Here is a 17,322-nt window from a genome sequence, read left to right as displayed (position 1 = left end):
CTGTTTTTCTGTGCGGCCCCCTCATCCGACCCTTCGGGCCACCTTCTCCTTGCTGGAAAGAAGGGAAGAAGCCGCGCCGCCGAACCCACAAAATAAAAAAGGCGAGGCCTCGCGGCCCCGCCCCCTTCATGACACTCCGGCACTCACTTACCGGTTCTGCGCCACCGGCCGCACCAGCGGCGTCACACGCCTGATGGTCACGCGCCGGTTCTCCTGGTTCGGTCCATCCGTATTCACCTTCAGATAGCGCTCGCCATAACCCTGCGTCGCAAGGTTTTCCGGCGGAATGCCATAGACATCCGTCAGGACATTGGCGACCGATTCCGCGCGCTGGTCCGAAAGGATCAGGTTGCTCTGGTCGGAGCCGACGGCATCCGTATGGCCCTCGATCAGGAAGGTCTCGCTCTTGTCCTTGTCGAGCACTTCGTTGATCGCATCGGCCACCTTGCGCAGCGTACGAGCCTGGCTCATCGGAATTTCCGCGCTGCCGGTCGCAAAGGTCACAGTATCCAGGTCGATACGGCGCACCTTGTCGCGGATACGGGCTGAATATTTCACCTCATTCAGCGAATAGACACGCTCGACGGGTTCCACCGGCGGCTCGCTCAGGAACTCGTAATAGTCACGGTCCGGATCGGTGCTGGTATCGATGATATACTCGTTCAGCGGCACGCGCAGGCGCATCGGCGGCAGGTCGGCGCCCGGGTCCTCGAAGTAGTCGCGATCCGGATCCTCATAGAGTTCGGGCGAATAATAGAGCACCTCTTCCCGGCCGCGGGCATCGACGCGCGAGCGCTGGATAATGTCGCCGTAGCGGTTGCGGATCGTCACGATGCGATAGCCTTCGGGCCGGATGATCGTTTCGCGGTAGCGGTCGTTCGAAAGTTCCTCATAACTCGGCCGTTCGCCATCCCGCAGGAACCGGCGGTCGTCATCACTGCGGACGATGGTGCGGTCGCCGAACTGGATGATGACGCGGCTGTCGTCCGTACGTTCGCCGTAGCGCACGCCATCCGGCTGGGCGAACTGAGGACGGCGGTCGAGGCGCCGGCCTTCTTCACGCGTAATGGCCTCGATCTGCACCGGCGCACGCTGTTGGGTGGCGCTGAGCGACTGGGCCTCGGCATCCGATGTCGGCAGCTTGAAATCCTGGCTCTCGGCGCGTTGGCGGTCGCGGTCGCGACGGCTCTGCCTGCCCTGGCTGCGATCGGCATCCTTGTCGCTGTCGAGGACGGCAGCCCCGTTTTGGACAGGCAGAACGATCGTCTCATTGCTCTTGGCCGGATCCTGGGCGATCTCCTTGCGGCGCTCCAGTTCCTGCGGTGTAACCTTTTCAGGTGCGGGGATAGCCTGTTCGGCCTGCTGCGGCGCACCGGCTGCCGGCTGTTCACCGGATTGCGGCACGATGGCGGCGGGCTGTTCGGGTTGCGGCTGACCGGCTGCGGGCTGCTCGGCGGCAGGCTTTTCCGCGGGCGCAGTCCCTTCGGCTGCAGCGGGCTTTTCAGCCGTGGCGGGCTTCTCCGTCGGAACGGGCTTCTCGCCTGCCGGCTGTTCGGTCGTTGCGGGCTTCTCTGCCGGCAGGGGCGCCTCGCCGGATGGCGCCGCCTGCTGCTCGGTGGCTGCGGGCCGTTTGCCGCCGGCCGGACGCTTGCCGCCCTGCTGCTCTGCCGGCTGTTCCGTGTTCTGCTCGGCGGGCTGCTCCGTCGTTTCAGGTTTCTGGCGCTGCGGGCGCTGGCGCGGCTTTTCCGCGGGCTGAGTAGCCTCGCCGGCAGCCGGGACCTCAGCCGCGGGCTGCTGAGCCTCGGGCGCTGACTGCTCGGCATTCTGCTTACGGTCGCGTTGGCGCTTCGGCTGCTCTGGTTCCGCTGCCTGGGGCTGTTCGGCTTTAGGCTGCTCGGCCTGCGGCGCAGCCGGCTGCTCGGGCTGTGCCTGACGCTGGCGGCGCGGACGCTGCGGCTCCTCGGTGGCTGGCGCCTGCTGGTCAGGTGCCGCCTGTTCGGGCTGGGCCTCACGCTGGCGGCGTGGCCGGGCGGGCTCTTCAGCGGCCGGTGCCTGGGCTTCCGGAGCGGCCTGAGGTTCGGGTTCGCGCTGACGCTTCGGCTTCTGTTCAGGTTCCGGAGCAGCCTCGGCAGGTGCTTCGCGCCGCTGCGGCTTCTCGGCTGGCGCCTCCTGCTGCTGTTGCTGCTCTTCGGCCTGCTTCCTCTTCTTTTTCAGAAGTTCCTCTTCCGAAGGTGCGTCCTGCGCCACCTGGTAGCTACCTCCGGCGACGGCGCCTGCAGCACCGTGCTGGGTTCCGCTGACCGCGGCGTAGGCGCCTGCCGGAGGCACCACGAAGGCAAGGGAAAGCAGCGGAAAAGCCGCACTGGCAAACAATCTGGATTTCATGCCCATCGGGGGTTTCCTCGTCCTTATTCTGACTTCGACCGGAGCTCACTGCCCCGCAAACACGGCTTTTTGTGCATTGCGCGAAACCACAATCGCCAAAATGCCGATTTGTTCCGGAAGCTAGGAAGATCCGCATTAACCTCGCCTGAACGCGGTATTCCGCCTTGGTTCATACACGCCGCCATGCCGGCTGCTGGTTGCACCGCACAATAGCGGGCGGGATTCCTGTTGCAATTTTGCGAAAAAAGGTTTGATTATCGCGGCAAGACGGTGGTGGCACCGTCTAAGTATCCGGCGGCCGGCGAACAACAAAAAGACCCGGAGCCACCAACAGAGAGGATCCTCATGCGCATTTCCACCAAGCTCCTTGCTGCAGCCTCGCTCGCAGCAATGTCTCTTTTCGCCGGCGCGGCTCTCGCCGACGGTGAAAAATACGTGATCGGCACGGACTCGACCTACCCGCCGTTCGAATTCGTCGACGCCAGTGGCACCATTCAGGGCTTCGACATCGATATCACCAAGGCGCTCTGCGCTCAGATGAAGGCCGAATGCTCTTTCGTCAGCACTGACTGGGACGGCATCATCCCGGCGCTGAACGCCAAGAAGTTCGACATGATCGTCTCGTCCATGTCGATCACGCCGGAGCGCCTGAAGCTGGTCGACTTCTCCAACAAGTACTACAACACCCCGCCGGCAATTGCCGTGCCGAAGGACTCCAAGATCACCGATGTTGCCGGTCTCAAGGGCAAGGTGATCGGCGCGCAGACCTCCACGACGCATGCCAACTATGCCGAGAAGCACCTCGCCGATACCGAGCTGAAGCTCTACCCCACGGCTGACGAGTACAAGCTCGACGTTTCCAGCGGTCGTGTGGATGCTGTCATCGACGACGTCGTCGTTCTCTCCGAATGGGTCAAGTCGGACGCCGGCTCCTGCTGCAAAATCCTGACGACGCTGCCGGTCGACAAGGAAATCAACGGCAACGGCGCCGGTATCGCCATCCGCAAGGGCGACCCGCTGAAGGAAAAGCTGAACACTGCGATCGCTGCGATCCGCGCCAGCGGCGAGTACAAGAAGATCCAGGACAAGTACTTCGATTTCGACGTTTACGGCGAATGATAAATTCGCTATCTGGCCGATGAAGGAAATGGCGGAAGGCTTGCTCTTCCGCCATTTTTGTTTGACAAAGGTGGCAAGATCAAAACGGCAAAAGCCGTGAGGGGAATTCTGGCATGGGCGGATTATTTTCCGCGCTCGGCTCCTTCTGGAGCTTACTTGTGCACATTTTCGATCCGCTCTGCGGACCGGTTGGCATCTTCACCTGGTTTGGTCAGTCGACGATTCTTGCCTGTGGCGACACCGGATGGGGCGATGAAATAGCGCTGGGCCTGCAGGTCACCGTTTCGGTGGCGGTCGTCACCTTGCCGATCGGCCTCGTCATCGGTTTCCTCGTGGCGCTCGGCCAGCAGTCGGAAGAAAAGTCGCTGCGGCTTGCCGCCGGCGTCTACACCACGATCTTCCGCGGCCTGCCGGAGCTTCTCACGCTCTTCATCATCTATTACGGCATGCAGATCCTCATCCAGTATCTGCTGGATCTCGCCGGCTACAACGGCCCGCCGGTCGAAATCAACGCCTTCCTTGCCGGCGTGATTGCGCTCTCGGTCGTCTTTTCCGCCTATTGCTCTGAAGTGCTGCTCTCGGCCTTCCGCGCCATTCCCAAAGGCCAATATGAGGCGGGAGACTCGCTCGGCCTGCATTGGGGCCGCACACTGCGCCTTATCGTCCTGCCGCAACTCGTGCGCATCGCGCTCCCCGGCCTGATGAATCTCTGGATGGTACTGCTGAAGGACACGTCCTACGTTTCGATCATCAGCCTCGCCGATATCCTGCGCCAGACGAACGTCGCCGTGCGCGTCACTAAGGAACCATTCTTTTTCTACGGCATCGCCTGCTGTCTCTATCTCGTGCTCGCAATCCTCTCCTCCTTCGTCCTCGCCCATATCGATCGTTGGGCCAGGCGTTCGGAGGTCCGCCGATGAGTTATGCCGAGACGCTCATCCCGCCGCAGCCGGCACCCCGCGCGGTGGCAAAGCCGGTGACGGCATCAAGGCTGATCGGTTACCTGCTCGTCGCCTTTTGGGCGCTCCTAGCCGCGCTGCTGATCTTCACCGTCGTCGCGGGCTGGGATCCGGACAAATTCACCCATTACGGGCCGCGTTACCTCCATGGCCTCTGGATAACGCTGAGCCTGGTCTTCATCTCCGTCATCTGCGGCGCCGTCCTCTCGCTGCCGCTTGCCATGGCACGCCTGTCGAAATACCGGGCGGTGAATTGGCTTGCCTACTGTTACATCTATTTCTTCCGAGGCACGCCGCTGCTCGCACAACTCTTCCTGGTCTATTACGGCCTCGGCGCGTTCCGGCCGCAGATGGAAGCCGTCGGTCTCTGGTGGTTCTTCCGCGATGCCTGGTATTGCGGCCTCTTTGCCATGACCATCAATACCGCGGCCTATCAGGCGGAAATCCTGCGTGGCGCAATCGAAAGCGTGCCGCACGGCCAGCATGAAGCCGCTGCGGCCCTCGGCATCCACAAGGTCATCGCCTTCCGCAAGATCATCCTGCCGCAGGCCTTCATCGTGGCGCTGCGCCCCTATGGCAACGAGATCATCCTGCTCATCAAGGGCTCGGCGGTCGTCGCCATCATCACCGTCCTCGATCTGATGGGCGAAACGCGCTACGCCTTCTCGCGCACGTTCGATTACCAGACCTACCTTTGGGCGGCGATCTTCTACCTTGCCATCGTAGAGGCGCTGCGCCATCTCTGGAACTGGATCGAGCGCCGCCTCACACGCCATCTGAAGCGCTGAGAGATTTGGCAGCACTCACCTGATGTCGCTGCCAACTGATTGAAATTAAATTGAATAGCTCTTTGCTGCAGTAACTGTAAAGCTTCCGTTAACCACTGCGTGGTCTCATATCATGCAGCGCTAATAAGCGCGGAGTGGGAACGAGAAGAAGCGACACACAATGCACAAGGACATGGAAAAGCAGCTTCGGGGTTACGGGCTGACGACCGCCCAGATCCTCTACCGCATGCCGGATCATCCGGCCTTGCTCCAGACCTATATCTGGCAGGACTACGACCTCGCCCCGGACTTTCCAGAAATGCGCAGGTTCCTGAAGTTCTGGCAGGAGAAACTGGACGGGCCGCTGCATTCGGTGCGTTACATTCACCGCAGGCTCATTTCGGCAACGGAATGGCGCTCCCTTAAGGGCGAATTCATATTGCACTGAAATTGCAGTTGCGATGGTAAGCTGTGGGCTCTAAAACGCCCGCATGAACAAAAAGAAGATCGACGAAGAGGCTCTCGCGGAAGCTTATAACCGCGCTCTCGCGCTTGAAAAAGCCGGTGATATCGACGCGGCCGTCGAGGCCTATCAGGACGTCCTGGCAATCGATCCCGACGACCACGGCGGCGCTGCCGTTCGTATCGCCTCCATGGGCCGCGGCGAGACGCCTGTTCGCGCGCCGGACGCCTATGTCGAAACCCTCTTCGACCAGCACGCCGAAGTCTTCGAGGATGTGCTGGTGGAGCAGCTCGGTTACCACGTGCCGATGCTCGTGCGCCAGCGCCTGCAGGATCTGAAGCTCGGTCCCTTCAAGCGCATGCTCGATCTCGGCTGCGGCACGGGACTCACCGGCAGCGCGCTCAATGACCTCTGCGAAGAGATGATCGGTATCGACATTTCGGAAAACATGGTCGTCATCGCCGATGAGAAGGAAGTCTATGAGACGCTCTTCGTCGCCGAGGTCGAGGATTTCCTCGACGACAATGATGAAGAGCCCTTCGATCTGATCACTGCGACCGACGTGCTGCCCTATCTCGGCGCGCTGGAGCCGCTGTTCTTCGGCGCTGCCGAAAACATGAATGCCGGCGGCATCTTCATCTTTTCCTCGGAAACCCTGCCCGAAAAGCTGGCCGACGGCCGCCCCTATATGGTCGGTCCGCACCAGCGCTTCATCCACACCGAGACCTATATCCGCGAGCGGCTGGCTGCTACAGGCTTCGAGCTGATCGAGATCATGGAGATCAACGTGCGCATGCAGGAAGGCCACCCGAGCCCCGGCCATCTGGTGACGGCGCGGTATAACGGCTGAACGCGCCATCTGGCATTTGTCTTTCGTGCTGCTAATTATAGAGCGTCCTTAGCGCGTGCAACCGGCACGCGGCGTTCGTTCAGCACGAAAGGTCATCGCATGGCGCTCGTTCTCTACCAGCATCCGCTTGCTTCCTTCTGCCACAAGGTGCTGATCGCGCTCTACGAGAACGGGACGCCCTTTGAAAGCCGCTTCGTCGATCTCGCCGACGAACAGTCGAGCGCCGATCTCCTGCGCTTCTGGCCGGTCGGCAAGATTCCCATCCTGCGCGACGAGACGCGCGACAGCACGGTTCCTGAAACCAGCATCATCGTCGAATATCTTGATAGCCACTATCCAGGCCCGGTGCCGCTCGTGCCCGAGGAAACCAATGCCGCCCTTCAGGTCCGCCTCTGGGATCGCTTCTTCGATCTCTACGTGCAGGTGCCGATGCAGAAGATCGTCATAGACCGGATACGCCCGCAAGGCTCGGCCGATCCGCACGGCGTCAATGAAGCGCGTGGTCTGCTGTCCCTCGCCTATGACATGGTGGAGAAGCAGATCGAGGGCAAAGCCTGGATCACAGGCGACGCTTTCACCATGGCCGACTGCGCCGCCGCTCCCGCCCTCTTTTATGCGAGAACGCTGGTGCCCTTTACGGAAAAACGGCCGGGCCTCGAAGCCTATTACAGACGCTTGCTGGAGCGCCCCTCCTTCGCCCGCGCACTGAAAGAGGCGCTGCCCTATTTCAAGTTCTATCCCTATAAGGAAGAGCTGCCCGAAGAGTTTCGGCCGTAGACCTGAGCGGCGGGCGGATTAGGCCTTCAAAAAGGCAAGCCGCTCATCGACACGGCCTGGAGCGATCTCCAGGATTTCAGCGCTCACGATACCTTCGGCAACGAAAGGGTCGTCATTCACACGCATTTCAAGCTCCTCGCGCGCAATGCCGTGGGCAAGAATGGCACCGCCTGCATTCGGCTGAAGACTGCCCACCAGCTGAAATACACCGTCATCGAAACCGCGCTTGATCCAGGCATTATGCCCTTCCACGTGCCGCGGCGCTTTGCTCTTATCGGCGAATTTGAGCGTGATGATAAACATCTGAATATCCCTCGGATTGTGTGATTATGATGAAAGAAGATCAGGCGGCGCGTGCGCTACCGGCAATTTGCGCCTCCAGCCAGACGTTCATATCCGCGACCTCGCGGCGTATGAAATTTTCGTCGCGAAAGGCCGTCGCAAGCGACGCGACGCCCTGGCTTCGCATCAGCACATGCATCGAAAGCGAATCGGCGTCTGCCCCCCTGCCGAGCGCAGCAAACTGGCGCGTCAGCCAGTTGCGAAAGAGCATGAAGAGTTTCGCCGCATCGGCTTGGGCCGCATGATCGAGCTTGGCAAGCTCGTTGCAGAGCGTGCCTACCGGACAGCCATAAGCCATGATCTTGGCGCGGTTCATGATGAGGATATTGAAAAAGCTGCGGATACGATCGGCAGGCGTCCCATCTTCGGTTTCCCAAGCGTCAAGCATGACCTGCGTATTCGCCATCCGCAGCGCAATGACGGCATCAAGAATCTCGTCCTTGGTTTTGAAATGATAATAGAAATTGCCCCGCGACAGGCCAACGGCGCTTGCGATATGCGCGAATGACGTCGCCTCGAATCCGCACTCGTAAAAAAGCCGATCCGCAGCCTGCACGATCTGCTCGCGGGTATTCTCAGCGCTCATCGTGATCCCCATCAGTTCTAGGTCAATTGTCCCAGGTGGTTCTAGGACAATTGACCTACGGAAATCAAGCGACTTGTGGAGAAGACGACGGCTGCCTAATGCCCGCCATCGCTGCCGAGGATTGCGGACAGCAGCCTGCCTTCCAGTTCCGCCAGAGCCGGATTGCCGTGACGGCGCGGATGCGGATAGGGAATGGCGAGATCGAGCGCGATGCGGCCCTCCTCCAGCACGATCACCCGGTCGGCGAGATGCACGGCCTCGCTGACATCATGGGTGACGAGCACGGTGGTGCAGCCGAGTTCGCGCCAAACGCGGTTCAGCAATTGCTGCATGCTGATGCGGGTCAAGGCATCGAGCGCGCCGAGCGGCTCGTCGAGCGCAAGAATGCCGGGTTTGCTGACGAGGGCGCGGGCGAGCGCCACACGCTGCCGCTGGCCGCCGGAGAGGCGCGCCGGCCATTCGCCGGTCTTTTCGGCGAGTTGCACTTCGCCGAGAACGGCCTTCGCCTCCTCCAGCGCGCGTTTTTTGTCGATGCCTTCGCCGAGACCGACCGCAACATTGTCGGCGACGTTGAGCCAGGGCAGAAGGCGCGGCTCCTGAAACACTATGCGGGCATTGGGCTCTGTCTCGCTGCCATCGGCACCTTCGAAACGCAGTTCGCCCGCCGTCGGCTCGTCGAGACCCATGAGGATGCGCAAAAGCGTGCTCTTGCCGCAGCCGCTTTTGCCGATGACGGCGACGAACTGGCCGGCAGGAATATGCAGGTTGATGCCGCGCAGCACCCGATTGACGCCGAAGCTCTTTTCGAGGCCGGAAAGGGTAATGGCCGCGGCGCCCTCGCCGGCTGTGGTCGGCCGATGCTCAATGTACTCAGCCGCTTCGACAGGGTGGAAACGCTCATGCGTGATGACGGTCATGATATCTGTCCTATTTCGTGTAGACCGGGTTCCACTTGAGCGTCTGGCGCTCCAGCGCGCGGGCGATGACATCGGCGAGCTTGCCGAGCACCGCGTAGATGACGAGCGACAACACCACCACATCGGTCATCATGAATTCGCGTGCATTGTTGGCCATATGGCCGATGCCCGAGGAAGCGGCGATCGATTCCGAGACGATCAGTGTCAGCCACATGATTCCGAGCGCATAACGCAGGCCGACGAAGATCGATGGCAGCGCGCCGGGGAAAATCACCTTTCGGAACAAGGTCCAGCCGCTCATACCATAGACCTTGCCCATCTCGATCAAGTCGCGGTCGACATTGCGCACGCCGTGATAGGTGTTGAGATAGATAGGAAAGAGCACGCCGAGCGAAGTCAGGAACAGCTTCGATTCCTCGCCGATCCCGAACCAAAGAATGACGAGCGGGATCATCGCCAGGTGCGGGATGGTGCGCAGCATCTGCAATGTCGTATCCGTCAACTGTTCCGAAAGCTTGGAGACGCCGTTGGCAATACCGAGCAGGAATCCGATCGAACCGCCCACGAGAAGTCCGGCAAAGGCGCGCGCTGCACTGACCAACACATCCTCGGGCAATTGCCCGGAAACCGTCGCCGTCCAGAAGGCCGTGGCGACATCGGCCGGAGATGGCATGATGCGCGAGGAAATCCAGCCAGCGGAGCAGCCGAACTGCCAGAGCGCGATGATCGCAACCGGCGCCAGATAGGGCAGCAGCTCGTCGCGTCCGGGCAGCGGCAGGCGGAAACCCGTCCTGCCCTTACCGGCCTCTCCGGCAACCCGCGCAAACGGCGTATCGAAAGTCGACATGGATATGTTCCTCACGCTTTGCTTTAGGCCAATGCCGGCGGGAGATATGCGGTTCCCGCCCGGAATTGCGTTGGGAAACCGGTCCCGATCAGGAGCCGGAAACGACCTTCAGGTTGCCGCCGTGGCTGCCGCCGGCGAAGACCTTCCTGCGGCCGAACTCGTTGTTGAAGCTGAGGCGCTGTTCATCCCTCTCGATACCGAGTTCTGGGAAAAGCAGTTCGGCAACGCGATAGGCCTCTTCCAGATGCGGATAGCCGGAGCCGATGACCGTATCGATACCGACTTCCTGATATTCCCTCAGGCGCGCGGCTACCGTCTTCGGCGAGCCGACGAGCGCGGTGCCCGCACCGGCGCGCACCAGGCCGATACCGGCCCAGAGGTTCGGCGAGACTTCGAGCTTGTCGCGGCGGCCGCCGTGAAGAGCTGCCATACGCTTCTGGCCGACAGAGTCGGATTCCTTGACGAAGCGCTCTTGCGCCTCGGCGATCGTCTCGTCATCGAGATGGCGGATGAGGCGGTCAGCCGCTTCCCATGCTTCTTCGTCCGTCTCGCGCACGATGAAGTGCAGGCGGATGCCGAAGGAGACGTCACGGCCCTTGCCGGCGGCGGCGGCGCGCACCTTCTGCACCTTTTCGGCAACCTGTACCGGCGGCTCGCCCCAGGTCAGATATTTGTCGACACGGCCGACGGCGAAATCGATGCCGGCGTCAGACGAACCGCCGAAATAGAGCGGCGGGCGCGGCGTCTGCACCGAGGGGAAGCCGAGGCGGGCATCGGTCGCCTTGATATACTTGCCGTCGTAGCTCGCGACACCCTTTTCGAGCAGCTCTTCGAAGACATGGAAGAACTCGTCGGCATGAGCATAACGCTCGTCATGCTCCAGATGGATGCCGTCGCCGGCAAGCTCGGCAGGACTGCCGCCGACCACGATATTGAGAAGCAGGCGGCCGTTGGAAATGCGGTCGAGCGTTGTGGCAAGGCGGGCGTAATAGGCCGGAGACGCCGTGCCGGGGCGGATTGCCACCAGGAACTGCAGCTTCTCGGTTTTGGCGGCGAGAGCCGAAGCCATCACGAAGGATTCTTCGCAGGCAACGCCGGTGGGCAGCAATACCCCAGAATAACCGAGACGGTCGACCGCCTGAGCGATCTGCGTCAGATAGCCGATCTCAGGCGCGCGGTTGAGATCTGTGGAGCCGAGATAGGTGCCGTCACCGGATGTCGGGATGAACCAGAGGAAATTGATCGGGTCGGATGAAGCGGTCATGAGCGCGTTCCTTTCTTATAACTGTCTGAAATCGGCGGGATGGCCCGATTGGCGGCTGTTAGCTCGCCTTCGGGTGCCAAACGATATCGCTGACCTTGAGCTGCTTCGGCACGATCTTGAGCTTGTAGAAATCGTCGGCGAGCGCCTGCTGGTAGGTGAGCGCGGCATCCGGAACCAGCGAAACCTTGCCGAGGTCGGCCTGGCTGCGGGTGAGCGTGACGCGGGTGATATCGGCGGGGACGCCGGTGATCTGGGCGAGCGCTTTCACGGTGTCGTCGAGGTTGGTCTGCGCGGCCGCGCCGACTTTGGCGAGCTCATCGATCACATCGACGATCACTTCCGGATTAGCGCTGGTAAAGGTGCCGTTGCCGAGGAAATAGCCCCAATTGTCGAGCAGGCCTTCCGAGGTCGTCAGCACCCGCGTCTGCGGGTCGGCTTCGGTCACCGCGAAGAACGGATCCCAGATCGCCCAGGCATCGATGCTGCCGCTTTTGAAAGCGGCACCCGCATCCGCCGGCGGCAGATCGACTTCGGTAATATCCGATAGAGAAAGCCCTGCCTTGGCGAGAACCTTGAGCGCGAAATTGTGGGCGCTGGAACCACGCTTGTAGGCGACTTTCTTGCCCTTGATATCTTCCAGCTTCTGGATCGGCGAATCCTTTTGCACCAGCAGGCCGTGGAAAGCGGCCGGGCCGCGATAGGCGCCGACATAAAGAAGATCGCCACCGGCGGCCTGCGCAAAGAGCGGCGGCACATCGCCGGATACGCCGAAATCGAGTGCGCCGGCGCCGACCGCTTCGAGCAACGGCGGGCCGGAAGTGAATTCGTTCCACTCGACGGAAACCCCTTTGGCCTCAAGCCGCTTTTCCAGCGCGCCCGAGGCCTTGGCAAGCGGCAGCACGCCGAATTTCTGCCAGCCTATGCGAAGTGTCGTGGCCGCAGCCTTTGCAGAGCGAACCTGCGGCAGGATGGCGGTGGCAGCCGCAGCACCGAAAAGGCCGAGCGTCTGTCTGCGTGTGAACATGAAATCTCTTCTCGTTCCGGTGGTTTTCGGCCATTCCCTATTGCAAACCAATGTCGCGAACCGGCGCGCCTGATCATGCGGAGATACTGACATAGACTACTAATTAGATCGACAATATCAATTTGCTATTCTAACGTAATCTGGAGAATAATTTTGCCCGGTTCCGCGGCATGAGGACGTTCCCATGCCGCAGTTCGTATCACCCTGCCCCAGTGTCCACCCTAAGCTGTGGGACTAGCTCGCCCTTGGATGCCAGACGATATCGCCGGTGATCAGCTTCTTCGGCACGATACCGAGATTGTAGAACTCGTCGGCCAGCGCCTGCTGATAGGCGGCGGCCGCGTCCGTCACAGTTGTCACGCTGCCAAGATCGGCGCCGGGACGCTGCAGCGTCACCCGTGTCACGTCGGCGGGAACGCCTGTTATTGCCGAGAGCTCCTTGATCGTCGCGTCGAGATCGTCCTGCGCCGCGCGGCCGACCTTGCCGAGTTCATCCAGCACATTGACGATGACGGTACTGTTAGCGTCGGCAAAATCCTTGTTGGCGAGGAAGAAACTGTAGGAGTCGACGATGCCTTCCGCCGTCGTCAGGACGCGCGTATCGGGATCGGCTTCCGCGATGGCCAGATAGGGATCCCAGATCGACCAGGCATCGATGCTGCCATTCTTGAAAGCCGCCGCCGCATCCGGCGGCGCAAGATCGACCTGCTGCACATCGTCAGGCTTCAGCCCCGCCTTGCGCAGGGCTTTGACCGTTACGTTATGGGCGCTGGAGCCGCGCTTGAAGACAACCTTCTTGCCCTTCAGATCCTCGAGCGTCTTGATCGGTGAATCCTTGCGCACCAGAATGGCGGAGCCCGCCGGGCTGCCCCTGTAGACGCCGACATAATAGAGCGCACGCCCTGCTGCCTGCGCAAAGAGTGGCGGCACATCGCCAGTCGCGCCAAAATCGAGCGCACCGGCGCCAAGCGCCTCCAGCAGCGGCGGGCCTGAGGTGAATTCCGACCAGTTCACCGTGATCCCCTGATCAGCAAGCCGCTTTTCCAAGGCGCCGCGGCTCTTGGCGAGCGCGAGCACGCCGTTCTTCTGCCAGCCGATGCGGAACTCCGTTGATGCGGCTCGTGCCGGCCGGACCGATGGCAGAATGGCGGTGGCGGCTGCGGCACCGAAAAGCCCGAGCGTCTGTCGACGTGTGATCATCTTTATCCCCTTTTCTGGCAGGCTGGCGCTCCTGCTGCGCCCGCCGGTTCGTTTCGATAGAGTGATCATGATTTAGTCTATAAATTAGATCGACAACTAAATTTATCATATTCGCGATATCTGAAACTTTCCCGACCCCGTTTTGTCGGGCGCGGAGAAATTTTGTTCCAGGAGCGGTCGCTTCTCCTTTGTCAGTGGCTTTCCGTCATCAGCCGTTTCCGCTAATCCTCTGACCCAGTTTGCAAGCGGTTATGGAGGACAGCATATGGCGAAAGTCGCTTTCATCGGTCTCGGCGTCATGGGTTTCCCGATGGCGGGACATCTGAAGACAAAAGGCGGCCACGATGTCACCGTCTATAACCGCACGGCTGAGAAGGCCGCCGCCTGGGTGGAAAAATTTTCCGGCAAATCCGCCCCCACCCCGGCGGAAGCCGCCGAGGGCTGCGATTTCGTCTTCGTCTGCGTCGGCAATGACGACGATCTCCGCCAGGTGACCTCAGGTGAGAACGGCGTGCTCAAGAGCATGAAGCCTGGCTCTGTGCTGATCGACAACACCACGGCCAGCGCCGAAGTCGCCCGCGAGCTCTATGAAGCGGCCAAGGCAAAGGGCGTCGACTTCATCGATGCCCCCGTCTCCGGCGGCCAGGCGGGCGCTGAAAACGGCGTGCTGACCGTCATGTGCGGCGGCGATGAGGCCGCCTACGAAAAGGCGAGGCCCGTCATCGACGCCTATGCCCGCATGGTCGGCCTGATGGGTCCGGCAGGCTCCGGCCAGCTCACCAAGATGATGAACCAGATCTGCATCGCCGGCATCGTCCAGGGGCTTGCCGAAGCTGTGCATTTCGGCAAGCGCGCCGGTCTCGAGATCGAAAAGGTGGTCGATGTCATCTCCAAGGGTGCCGCCGGTTCCTGGCAGATGGAAAACCGCCACAAGACCATGAACCAGGGCAAATATGATTTCGGCTTTGCCGTCGACTGGATGCGCAAGGATCTTGGCATTGTGCTGGCGGAAGCCCGCAGCAACGGCGCCAAGCTGCCGCTGACGGCCCTCGTCGATCAGTTCTACGGCGATGTCCAGGCGCTCGGTGGCAACAGGTGGGATACGTCTTCCCTGCTCGCGCGCCTCGAAAAATGAAAAAGCACTGTCAATGATCTCCCCATCTTCGAGTGCAGCAGAACTGATAGCGCATCTTCAGACGCTGCGCTCCGAAGACAATATTGCCGGCATGGCGCGTTTCGGCATCGTTACCGAAACCGCCATCGGCATTTCCAATCCTGATCTGCAGAGAATCGCCCGGCTCGCAAAGAAGGATCACATCAGAGCGAAGGCGCTCTGGGCAAGCGGCATCCGCGAAGCGCGATTGCTGGCGCTCTATACGTTCGATCCGAAAAGCCTGACGGAAGCCGACGCCCGCACACTTGCCGACGGCTTCAACTCCTGGGAAATCGTTGACTGTGCCGCCGACCTCTTTATCGAGGCTGATCTCGACGCGCTGATCCCGGACTTTGCCGCCGATATCAGAGAGTTCGTCAGGCGGACCGCCTTCGCCATGATCGCCGGTGCGGCGGTTCACCGGAAGAAGGACCCAGATGAAAGCCTGCTTGCCTACCTGCCGCTGATCGAAATTCATTCCGCCGATAACAGAAACTTCGTCCGCAAGGCCGTCAACTGGGCGCTCCGCAACATCGGCAAGCGCAGCCACGCCTGCCGTCAGCCTGCTCTCGCCCTTGCCGAACGCCTCGCCTCAAGCACCGATAAGACGGCTCGCTGGATCGGCAAGGATGCGGTCAGGGAACTGACGAGCGAAAAGCTGCTGGCGCGACTCGGCTGACGAAAGCCTTACTGTGCCGCGATCGCAGCCCCTGCCGCGACGATCTGATTCTGCCTGGACTTCTCGACGAGGAAATCGATCAGCGCCCGCACCGCCGGCGGCATGCCTTTGGCGGTCGTGAAGACCAGGTAGAACTGGCTCTCGACCGTCTGCCACTCCGGCAGCACACGAACCAGCCGGCCGGACTGGATATCTTGCGCGCAGGCATGCTCCAGGATGAGCCCATACCCCACACCAGCGCGTGCGGCATCGAGGATAGCCGTCATGCTGCGGCAGGTGAGTCGCGGCTGATGCCGCACGACCTTCTTCTCGCCATCAGGACCGACCAACTCCCAGGTATGGAAGGACATCCATGTGGTCATGGCGAGTGTCGGCGCATTGCCGAGGTCATCGACGCTGCCGAGTTCGCCCATGCGCTCGACGAGCGAGGGGCTGGCGACGAGGATGCGACGCGCCCGGTCGAGCTTGCGCATCGTCAGGCTCGTCTGTGTTTCCGGCTCGCTCGCCGCGCGGACTTCGACATCGATGCGCTCGTTGATGAGGTCGGTGCGCCGGTCAGAGCCGATGATCTGCAGCTTGATCTTGGGGTAGCGTTCCAGGAACTCGGGCAACACAGCCCCGAGCGAAATATCGATGAGGCCGAGCGGGCAGCCCATGCGCACGATGCCTTGCGGATCGGACTGGGCCTCCGTAACGATCGATTTGGCGCGATCGGTCTCTCTCAGAATTGTCTGGCACTGCTCATAGAAGGCCTGACCGATCTCCGTCACCCGGAAGTGACGTGTGGAACGCTCGATCAGCCGCGTCCCCAGGCAATCTTCCAGACGGCTGACGCGTCTGCTCAGCTTGGATCGGGGGATTTTTAAGGTTCGGCTGGCGGAAGCAAAGCCGCCGCTGGAGACGACGGCTGCAAAATAGAAGTAGTCGTTGAGATCGTCCATTATCGAAGCCTACCTGAGAGCGGTAATGAATGCCAGCCTCTGAAAATGCTCATAGCGCCTCACCTCTCACGTTGCAGCCCCATTGAGCGCCGTGCGTCCATACGATGCACGGAGGACACTGTAACTCTTTGAATCTGCGCATCAGGCTTTCCGAAAATCGATTCCGATTTTCGGACCAATGCTGTCGCGGCATCAATCCGAAGGAGAAAACCATCAGCGGCGCGATTTGAAGGATGAAGTCGCGCAACGAAAAAGGCGCATGTCGCCCATAGATTGGAAACGATCAATCAGAGTCAGCGAATCCGCTGATACTCGCTAAATATGCAGGTGTCGGGGAAAATTCCGCAAAAGCTGCTGAAGGTGAGCCGGCAAGCGTGGCGGCGCTCCGGGTTTCATATCGGCTTTCAACTGCAAAGGACTGGCCCAGCAGGGAAAACCGGACCAGTCCCTCGTTACTGATCGGAGGTCATTCTGATCAGAAACTCGTGGGTTGGGAGACCCCCGGCACGAGGCCGGGGGTTCCGTCGTTCAGATTAGAACGAGCGCTGCAGACGGAAGTAACCGGTGGTTACGTCGTCGCCATCTTCCGGATCCAGGTACTGAACGGAAGCCTTGGCGTAGAAGTTGTCGACGATCTGGTAATCGACCGTCAGACCGACCTTCCAGGCATCGCCGAGACCGTCGAAGTCATCCGGAACAGCCTTGTCGCCGCCGAAGTAGTTGCCGTAGTACTGAACACCGGGGGTGATCTTCAGCTTGTCCGTTGCCTTGATGGCGTATTCGGCAGCAACTGCCCATTCAGCAGCCGAGTAGTAGGAGTTCGGGCCGCTGGAGTAGACAGCAGCGAGGCCGAGCGTGCCCGGGCCGAGTTCAGCCGTACCCATGGCGCGGATTGCGCCGTCTTCGTTGTCGAAGTCCCAGCCGCCGGTGACCTGGTAGCTGAAGGCGCCAGCTGTGCCGCCGATGCCGAAGGCAACGCCGACATTGTTCGGAGCTTCATCAGCCTTGAAGACGCCGTCTTCGAGTTCGTCGACGCTCAGACCAGCGTA

At 61.0% G+C, this 17,322-nt stretch carries 18 protein-coding genes; 8 read left to right on the top strand and 10 right to left on the bottom strand.

The genetic code is table 11. The annotated features are described in order from the left end of the window. Positions 1 to 147: 147 nt before the first annotated feature. Positions 148 to 2,391 (bottom strand): OmpA family protein, encoded by a 2,244-nt coding sequence (locus tag FHT78_RS17490; RefSeq protein ID WP_183746553.1) that lies wholly within the window; start codon positions 2,389 to 2,391, stop codon positions 148 to 150. 339 nt (positions 2,392 to 2,730) lie between these two features. On the opposite strand from FHT78_RS17490, the gene FHT78_RS17485 reads away from it, so the two are divergent. The 6 genes from FHT78_RS17485 (at position 2,731) to FHT78_RS17460 (ending at position 7,320) form a co-directional block, all read left to right on the top strand. Next, positions 2,731 to 3,504: a transporter substrate-binding domain-containing protein gene (locus FHT78_RS17485; protein WP_183746551.1), complete on the top strand. Its 774-nt coding sequence runs from the start codon at positions 2,731 to 2,733 to the stop codon at positions 3,502 to 3,504. 113 nt (positions 3,505 to 3,617) lie between these two features. Continuing rightward, positions 3,618 to 4,424, top strand: a complete 807-nt coding sequence (locus FHT78_RS17480; RefSeq protein ID WP_183746549.1) for an ABC transporter permease — start codon at positions 3,618 to 3,620, stop codon at positions 4,422 to 4,424. Next, positions 4,421 to 5,251, top strand: a complete 831-nt coding sequence (locus FHT78_RS17475) for an ABC transporter permease (protein WP_183746547.1) — start codon at positions 4,421 to 4,423, stop codon at positions 5,249 to 5,251. The genes FHT78_RS17480 and FHT78_RS17475 overlap by 4 nt, the downstream gene beginning before the upstream one ends. Before the next feature lie 160 nt (positions 5,252 to 5,411). Next, positions 5,412 to 5,678, top strand: coding sequence for an usg protein (locus FHT78_RS17470; protein ID WP_183746545.1), 267 nt, complete (start codon positions 5,412 to 5,414; stop codon positions 5,676 to 5,678). Between the two features lie 43 nt (positions 5,679 to 5,721). Further along, the gene (locus tag FHT78_RS17465; RefSeq protein WP_183746543.1) at positions 5,722 to 6,543 is read left to right on the top strand and encodes a class I SAM-dependent methyltransferase; all 822 of its coding nucleotides are present in this window, start codon (positions 5,722 to 5,724) and stop codon (positions 6,541 to 6,543) included. Between the two features lie 99 nt (positions 6,544 to 6,642). Further along, a complete protein-coding gene (locus FHT78_RS17460; protein WP_183746541.1) occupies positions 6,643 to 7,320 on the top strand; it encodes a glutathione S-transferase family protein in 678 nt (225 codons plus the stop codon). 18 nt (positions 7,321 to 7,338) lie between these two features. On the opposite strand, the gene FHT78_RS17455 is transcribed toward FHT78_RS17460, so the two are convergent. From FHT78_RS17455 to FHT78_RS17425, 7 genes are all read right to left on the bottom strand, one after another. Next, a complete protein-coding gene (locus FHT78_RS17455; protein ID WP_183746538.1) occupies positions 7,339 to 7,623 on the bottom strand; it encodes a hypothetical protein in 285 nt (94 codons plus the stop codon). A gap of 40 nt (positions 7,624 to 7,663) precedes the next feature. Continuing rightward, the gene (locus FHT78_RS17450) at positions 7,664 to 8,248 is read right to left on the bottom strand and encodes a TetR family transcriptional regulator (RefSeq protein ID WP_183746535.1); all 585 of its coding nucleotides are present in this window, start codon (positions 8,246 to 8,248) and stop codon (positions 7,664 to 7,666) included. A 95-nt stretch (positions 8,249 to 8,343) separates the two neighbouring features. Next, the gene (locus tag FHT78_RS17445) at positions 8,344 to 9,165 is read right to left on the bottom strand and encodes an ATP-binding cassette domain-containing protein (protein WP_183746534.1); all 822 of its coding nucleotides are present in this window, start codon (positions 9,163 to 9,165) and stop codon (positions 8,344 to 8,346) included. Between the two features lie 10 nt (positions 9,166 to 9,175). Further along, positions 9,176 to 10,012 carry an aliphatic sulfonate ABC transporter permease SsuC gene (gene ssuC / locus FHT78_RS17440; protein WP_183746532.1) on the bottom strand — a complete coding sequence of 279 codons (837 nt, stop codon included), beginning with the start codon at positions 10,010 to 10,012 and terminating at the stop codon, positions 9,176 to 9,178. 88 nt (positions 10,013 to 10,100) lie between these two features. Then, complete coding sequence (gene ssuD / locus FHT78_RS17435; RefSeq protein WP_183746530.1) at positions 10,101 to 11,276, bottom strand: FMNH2-dependent alkanesulfonate monooxygenase; 1,176 nt, start codon at positions 11,274 to 11,276, stop codon at positions 10,101 to 10,103. Positions 11,277 to 11,334: 58 nt separating this feature from the next. Further along, positions 11,335 to 12,300, bottom strand: a complete 966-nt coding sequence (locus FHT78_RS17430; RefSeq protein ID WP_183746528.1) for an aliphatic sulfonate ABC transporter substrate-binding protein — start codon at positions 12,298 to 12,300, stop codon at positions 11,335 to 11,337. A 234-nt stretch (positions 12,301 to 12,534) separates the two neighbouring features. Next, positions 12,535 to 13,500, bottom strand: a complete 966-nt coding sequence (locus FHT78_RS17425; RefSeq protein ID WP_183746526.1) for an aliphatic sulfonate ABC transporter substrate-binding protein — start codon at positions 13,498 to 13,500, stop codon at positions 12,535 to 12,537. Positions 13,501 to 13,765: 265 nt separating this feature from the next. Between FHT78_RS17425 and FHT78_RS17420 the strand changes: the two genes are divergently transcribed. Next, positions 13,766 to 14,635, top strand: a complete 870-nt coding sequence (locus FHT78_RS17420) for an NAD(P)-dependent oxidoreductase (RefSeq protein ID WP_183746524.1) — start codon at positions 13,766 to 13,768, stop codon at positions 14,633 to 14,635. 13 nt (positions 14,636 to 14,648) lie between these two features. Then, positions 14,649 to 15,332, top strand: a complete 684-nt coding sequence (locus tag FHT78_RS17415) for a DNA alkylation repair protein (protein WP_183746521.1) — start codon at positions 14,649 to 14,651, stop codon at positions 15,330 to 15,332. 8 nt (positions 15,333 to 15,340) lie between these two features. Here FHT78_RS17415 and FHT78_RS17410 read toward each other — a convergent pair whose 3' ends face one another. Further along, the gene (locus tag FHT78_RS17410; protein ID WP_183746519.1) at positions 15,341 to 16,273 is read right to left on the bottom strand and encodes a LysR substrate-binding domain-containing protein; all 933 of its coding nucleotides are present in this window, start codon (positions 16,271 to 16,273) and stop codon (positions 15,341 to 15,343) included. A gap of 533 nt (positions 16,274 to 16,806) precedes the next feature. Then, positions 16,807 to 17,322 (bottom strand): porin (locus FHT78_RS17405; RefSeq protein ID WP_183746517.1); only part of this gene is annotated, 516 nt, incomplete at its 5' end.

Origin of the sequence: Rhizobium sp. BK196 (genome assembly GCF_014193255.1) — a bacterium.
Lineage (GTDB): Bacteria > Pseudomonadota > Alphaproteobacteria > Rhizobiales > Rhizobiaceae > Rhizobium.
Note: the sequence above shows the minus strand (reverse complement) of the source record. Positions and strands in the feature narration are given on the sequence as shown.

Coding starts and splice junctions, on each gene's coding strand:
- FHT78_RS17490 (WP_183746553.1), bottom strand. CDS start 2,391: ATGGGCATGAAATCCAGATTGTTTGCCAGTGCGGCTTTTCCGCTGCTT.
- FHT78_RS17485 (WP_183746551.1), top strand. CDS start 2,731: ATGCGCATTTCCACCAAGCTCCTTGCTGCAGCCTCGCTCGCAGCAATG.
- FHT78_RS17480 (WP_183746549.1), top strand. CDS start 3,618: ATGGGCGGATTATTTTCCGCGCTCGGCTCCTTCTGGAGCTTACTTGTG.
- FHT78_RS17475 (WP_183746547.1), top strand. CDS start 4,421: ATGAGTTATGCCGAGACGCTCATCCCGCCGCAGCCGGCACCCCGCGCG.
- FHT78_RS17470 (WP_183746545.1), top strand. CDS start 5,412: ATGCACAAGGACATGGAAAAGCAGCTTCGGGGTTACGGGCTGACGACC.
- FHT78_RS17465 (WP_183746543.1), top strand. CDS start 5,722: ATGAACAAAAAGAAGATCGACGAAGAGGCTCTCGCGGAAGCTTATAAC.
- FHT78_RS17460 (WP_183746541.1), top strand. CDS start 6,643: ATGGCGCTCGTTCTCTACCAGCATCCGCTTGCTTCCTTCTGCCACAAG.
- FHT78_RS17455 (WP_183746538.1), bottom strand. CDS start 7,623: ATGTTTATCATCACGCTCAAATTCGCCGATAAGAGCAAAGCGCCGCGG.
- FHT78_RS17450 (WP_183746535.1), bottom strand. CDS start 8,248: ATGAGCGCTGAGAATACCCGCGAGCAGATCGTGCAGGCTGCGGATCGG.
- FHT78_RS17445 (WP_183746534.1), bottom strand. CDS start 9,165: ATGACCGTCATCACGCATGAGCGTTTCCACCCTGTCGAAGCGGCTGAG.
- ssuC (WP_183746532.1), bottom strand. CDS start 10,012: ATGTCGACTTTCGATACGCCGTTTGCGCGGGTTGCCGGAGAGGCCGGT.
- ssuD (WP_183746530.1), bottom strand. CDS start 11,276: ATGACCGCTTCATCCGACCCGATCAATTTCCTCTGGTTCATCCCGACA.
- FHT78_RS17430 (WP_183746528.1), bottom strand. CDS start 12,300: ATGTTCACACGCAGACAGACGCTCGGCCTTTTCGGTGCTGCGGCTGCC.
- FHT78_RS17425 (WP_183746526.1), bottom strand. CDS start 13,500: ATGATCACACGTCGACAGACGCTCGGGCTTTTCGGTGCCGCAGCCGCC.
- FHT78_RS17420 (WP_183746524.1), top strand. CDS start 13,766: ATGGCGAAAGTCGCTTTCATCGGTCTCGGCGTCATGGGTTTCCCGATG.
- FHT78_RS17415 (WP_183746521.1), top strand. CDS start 14,649: ATGATCTCCCCATCTTCGAGTGCAGCAGAACTGATAGCGCATCTTCAG.
- FHT78_RS17410 (WP_183746519.1), bottom strand. CDS start 16,273: ATGGACGATCTCAACGACTACTTCTATTTTGCAGCCGTCGTCTCCAGC.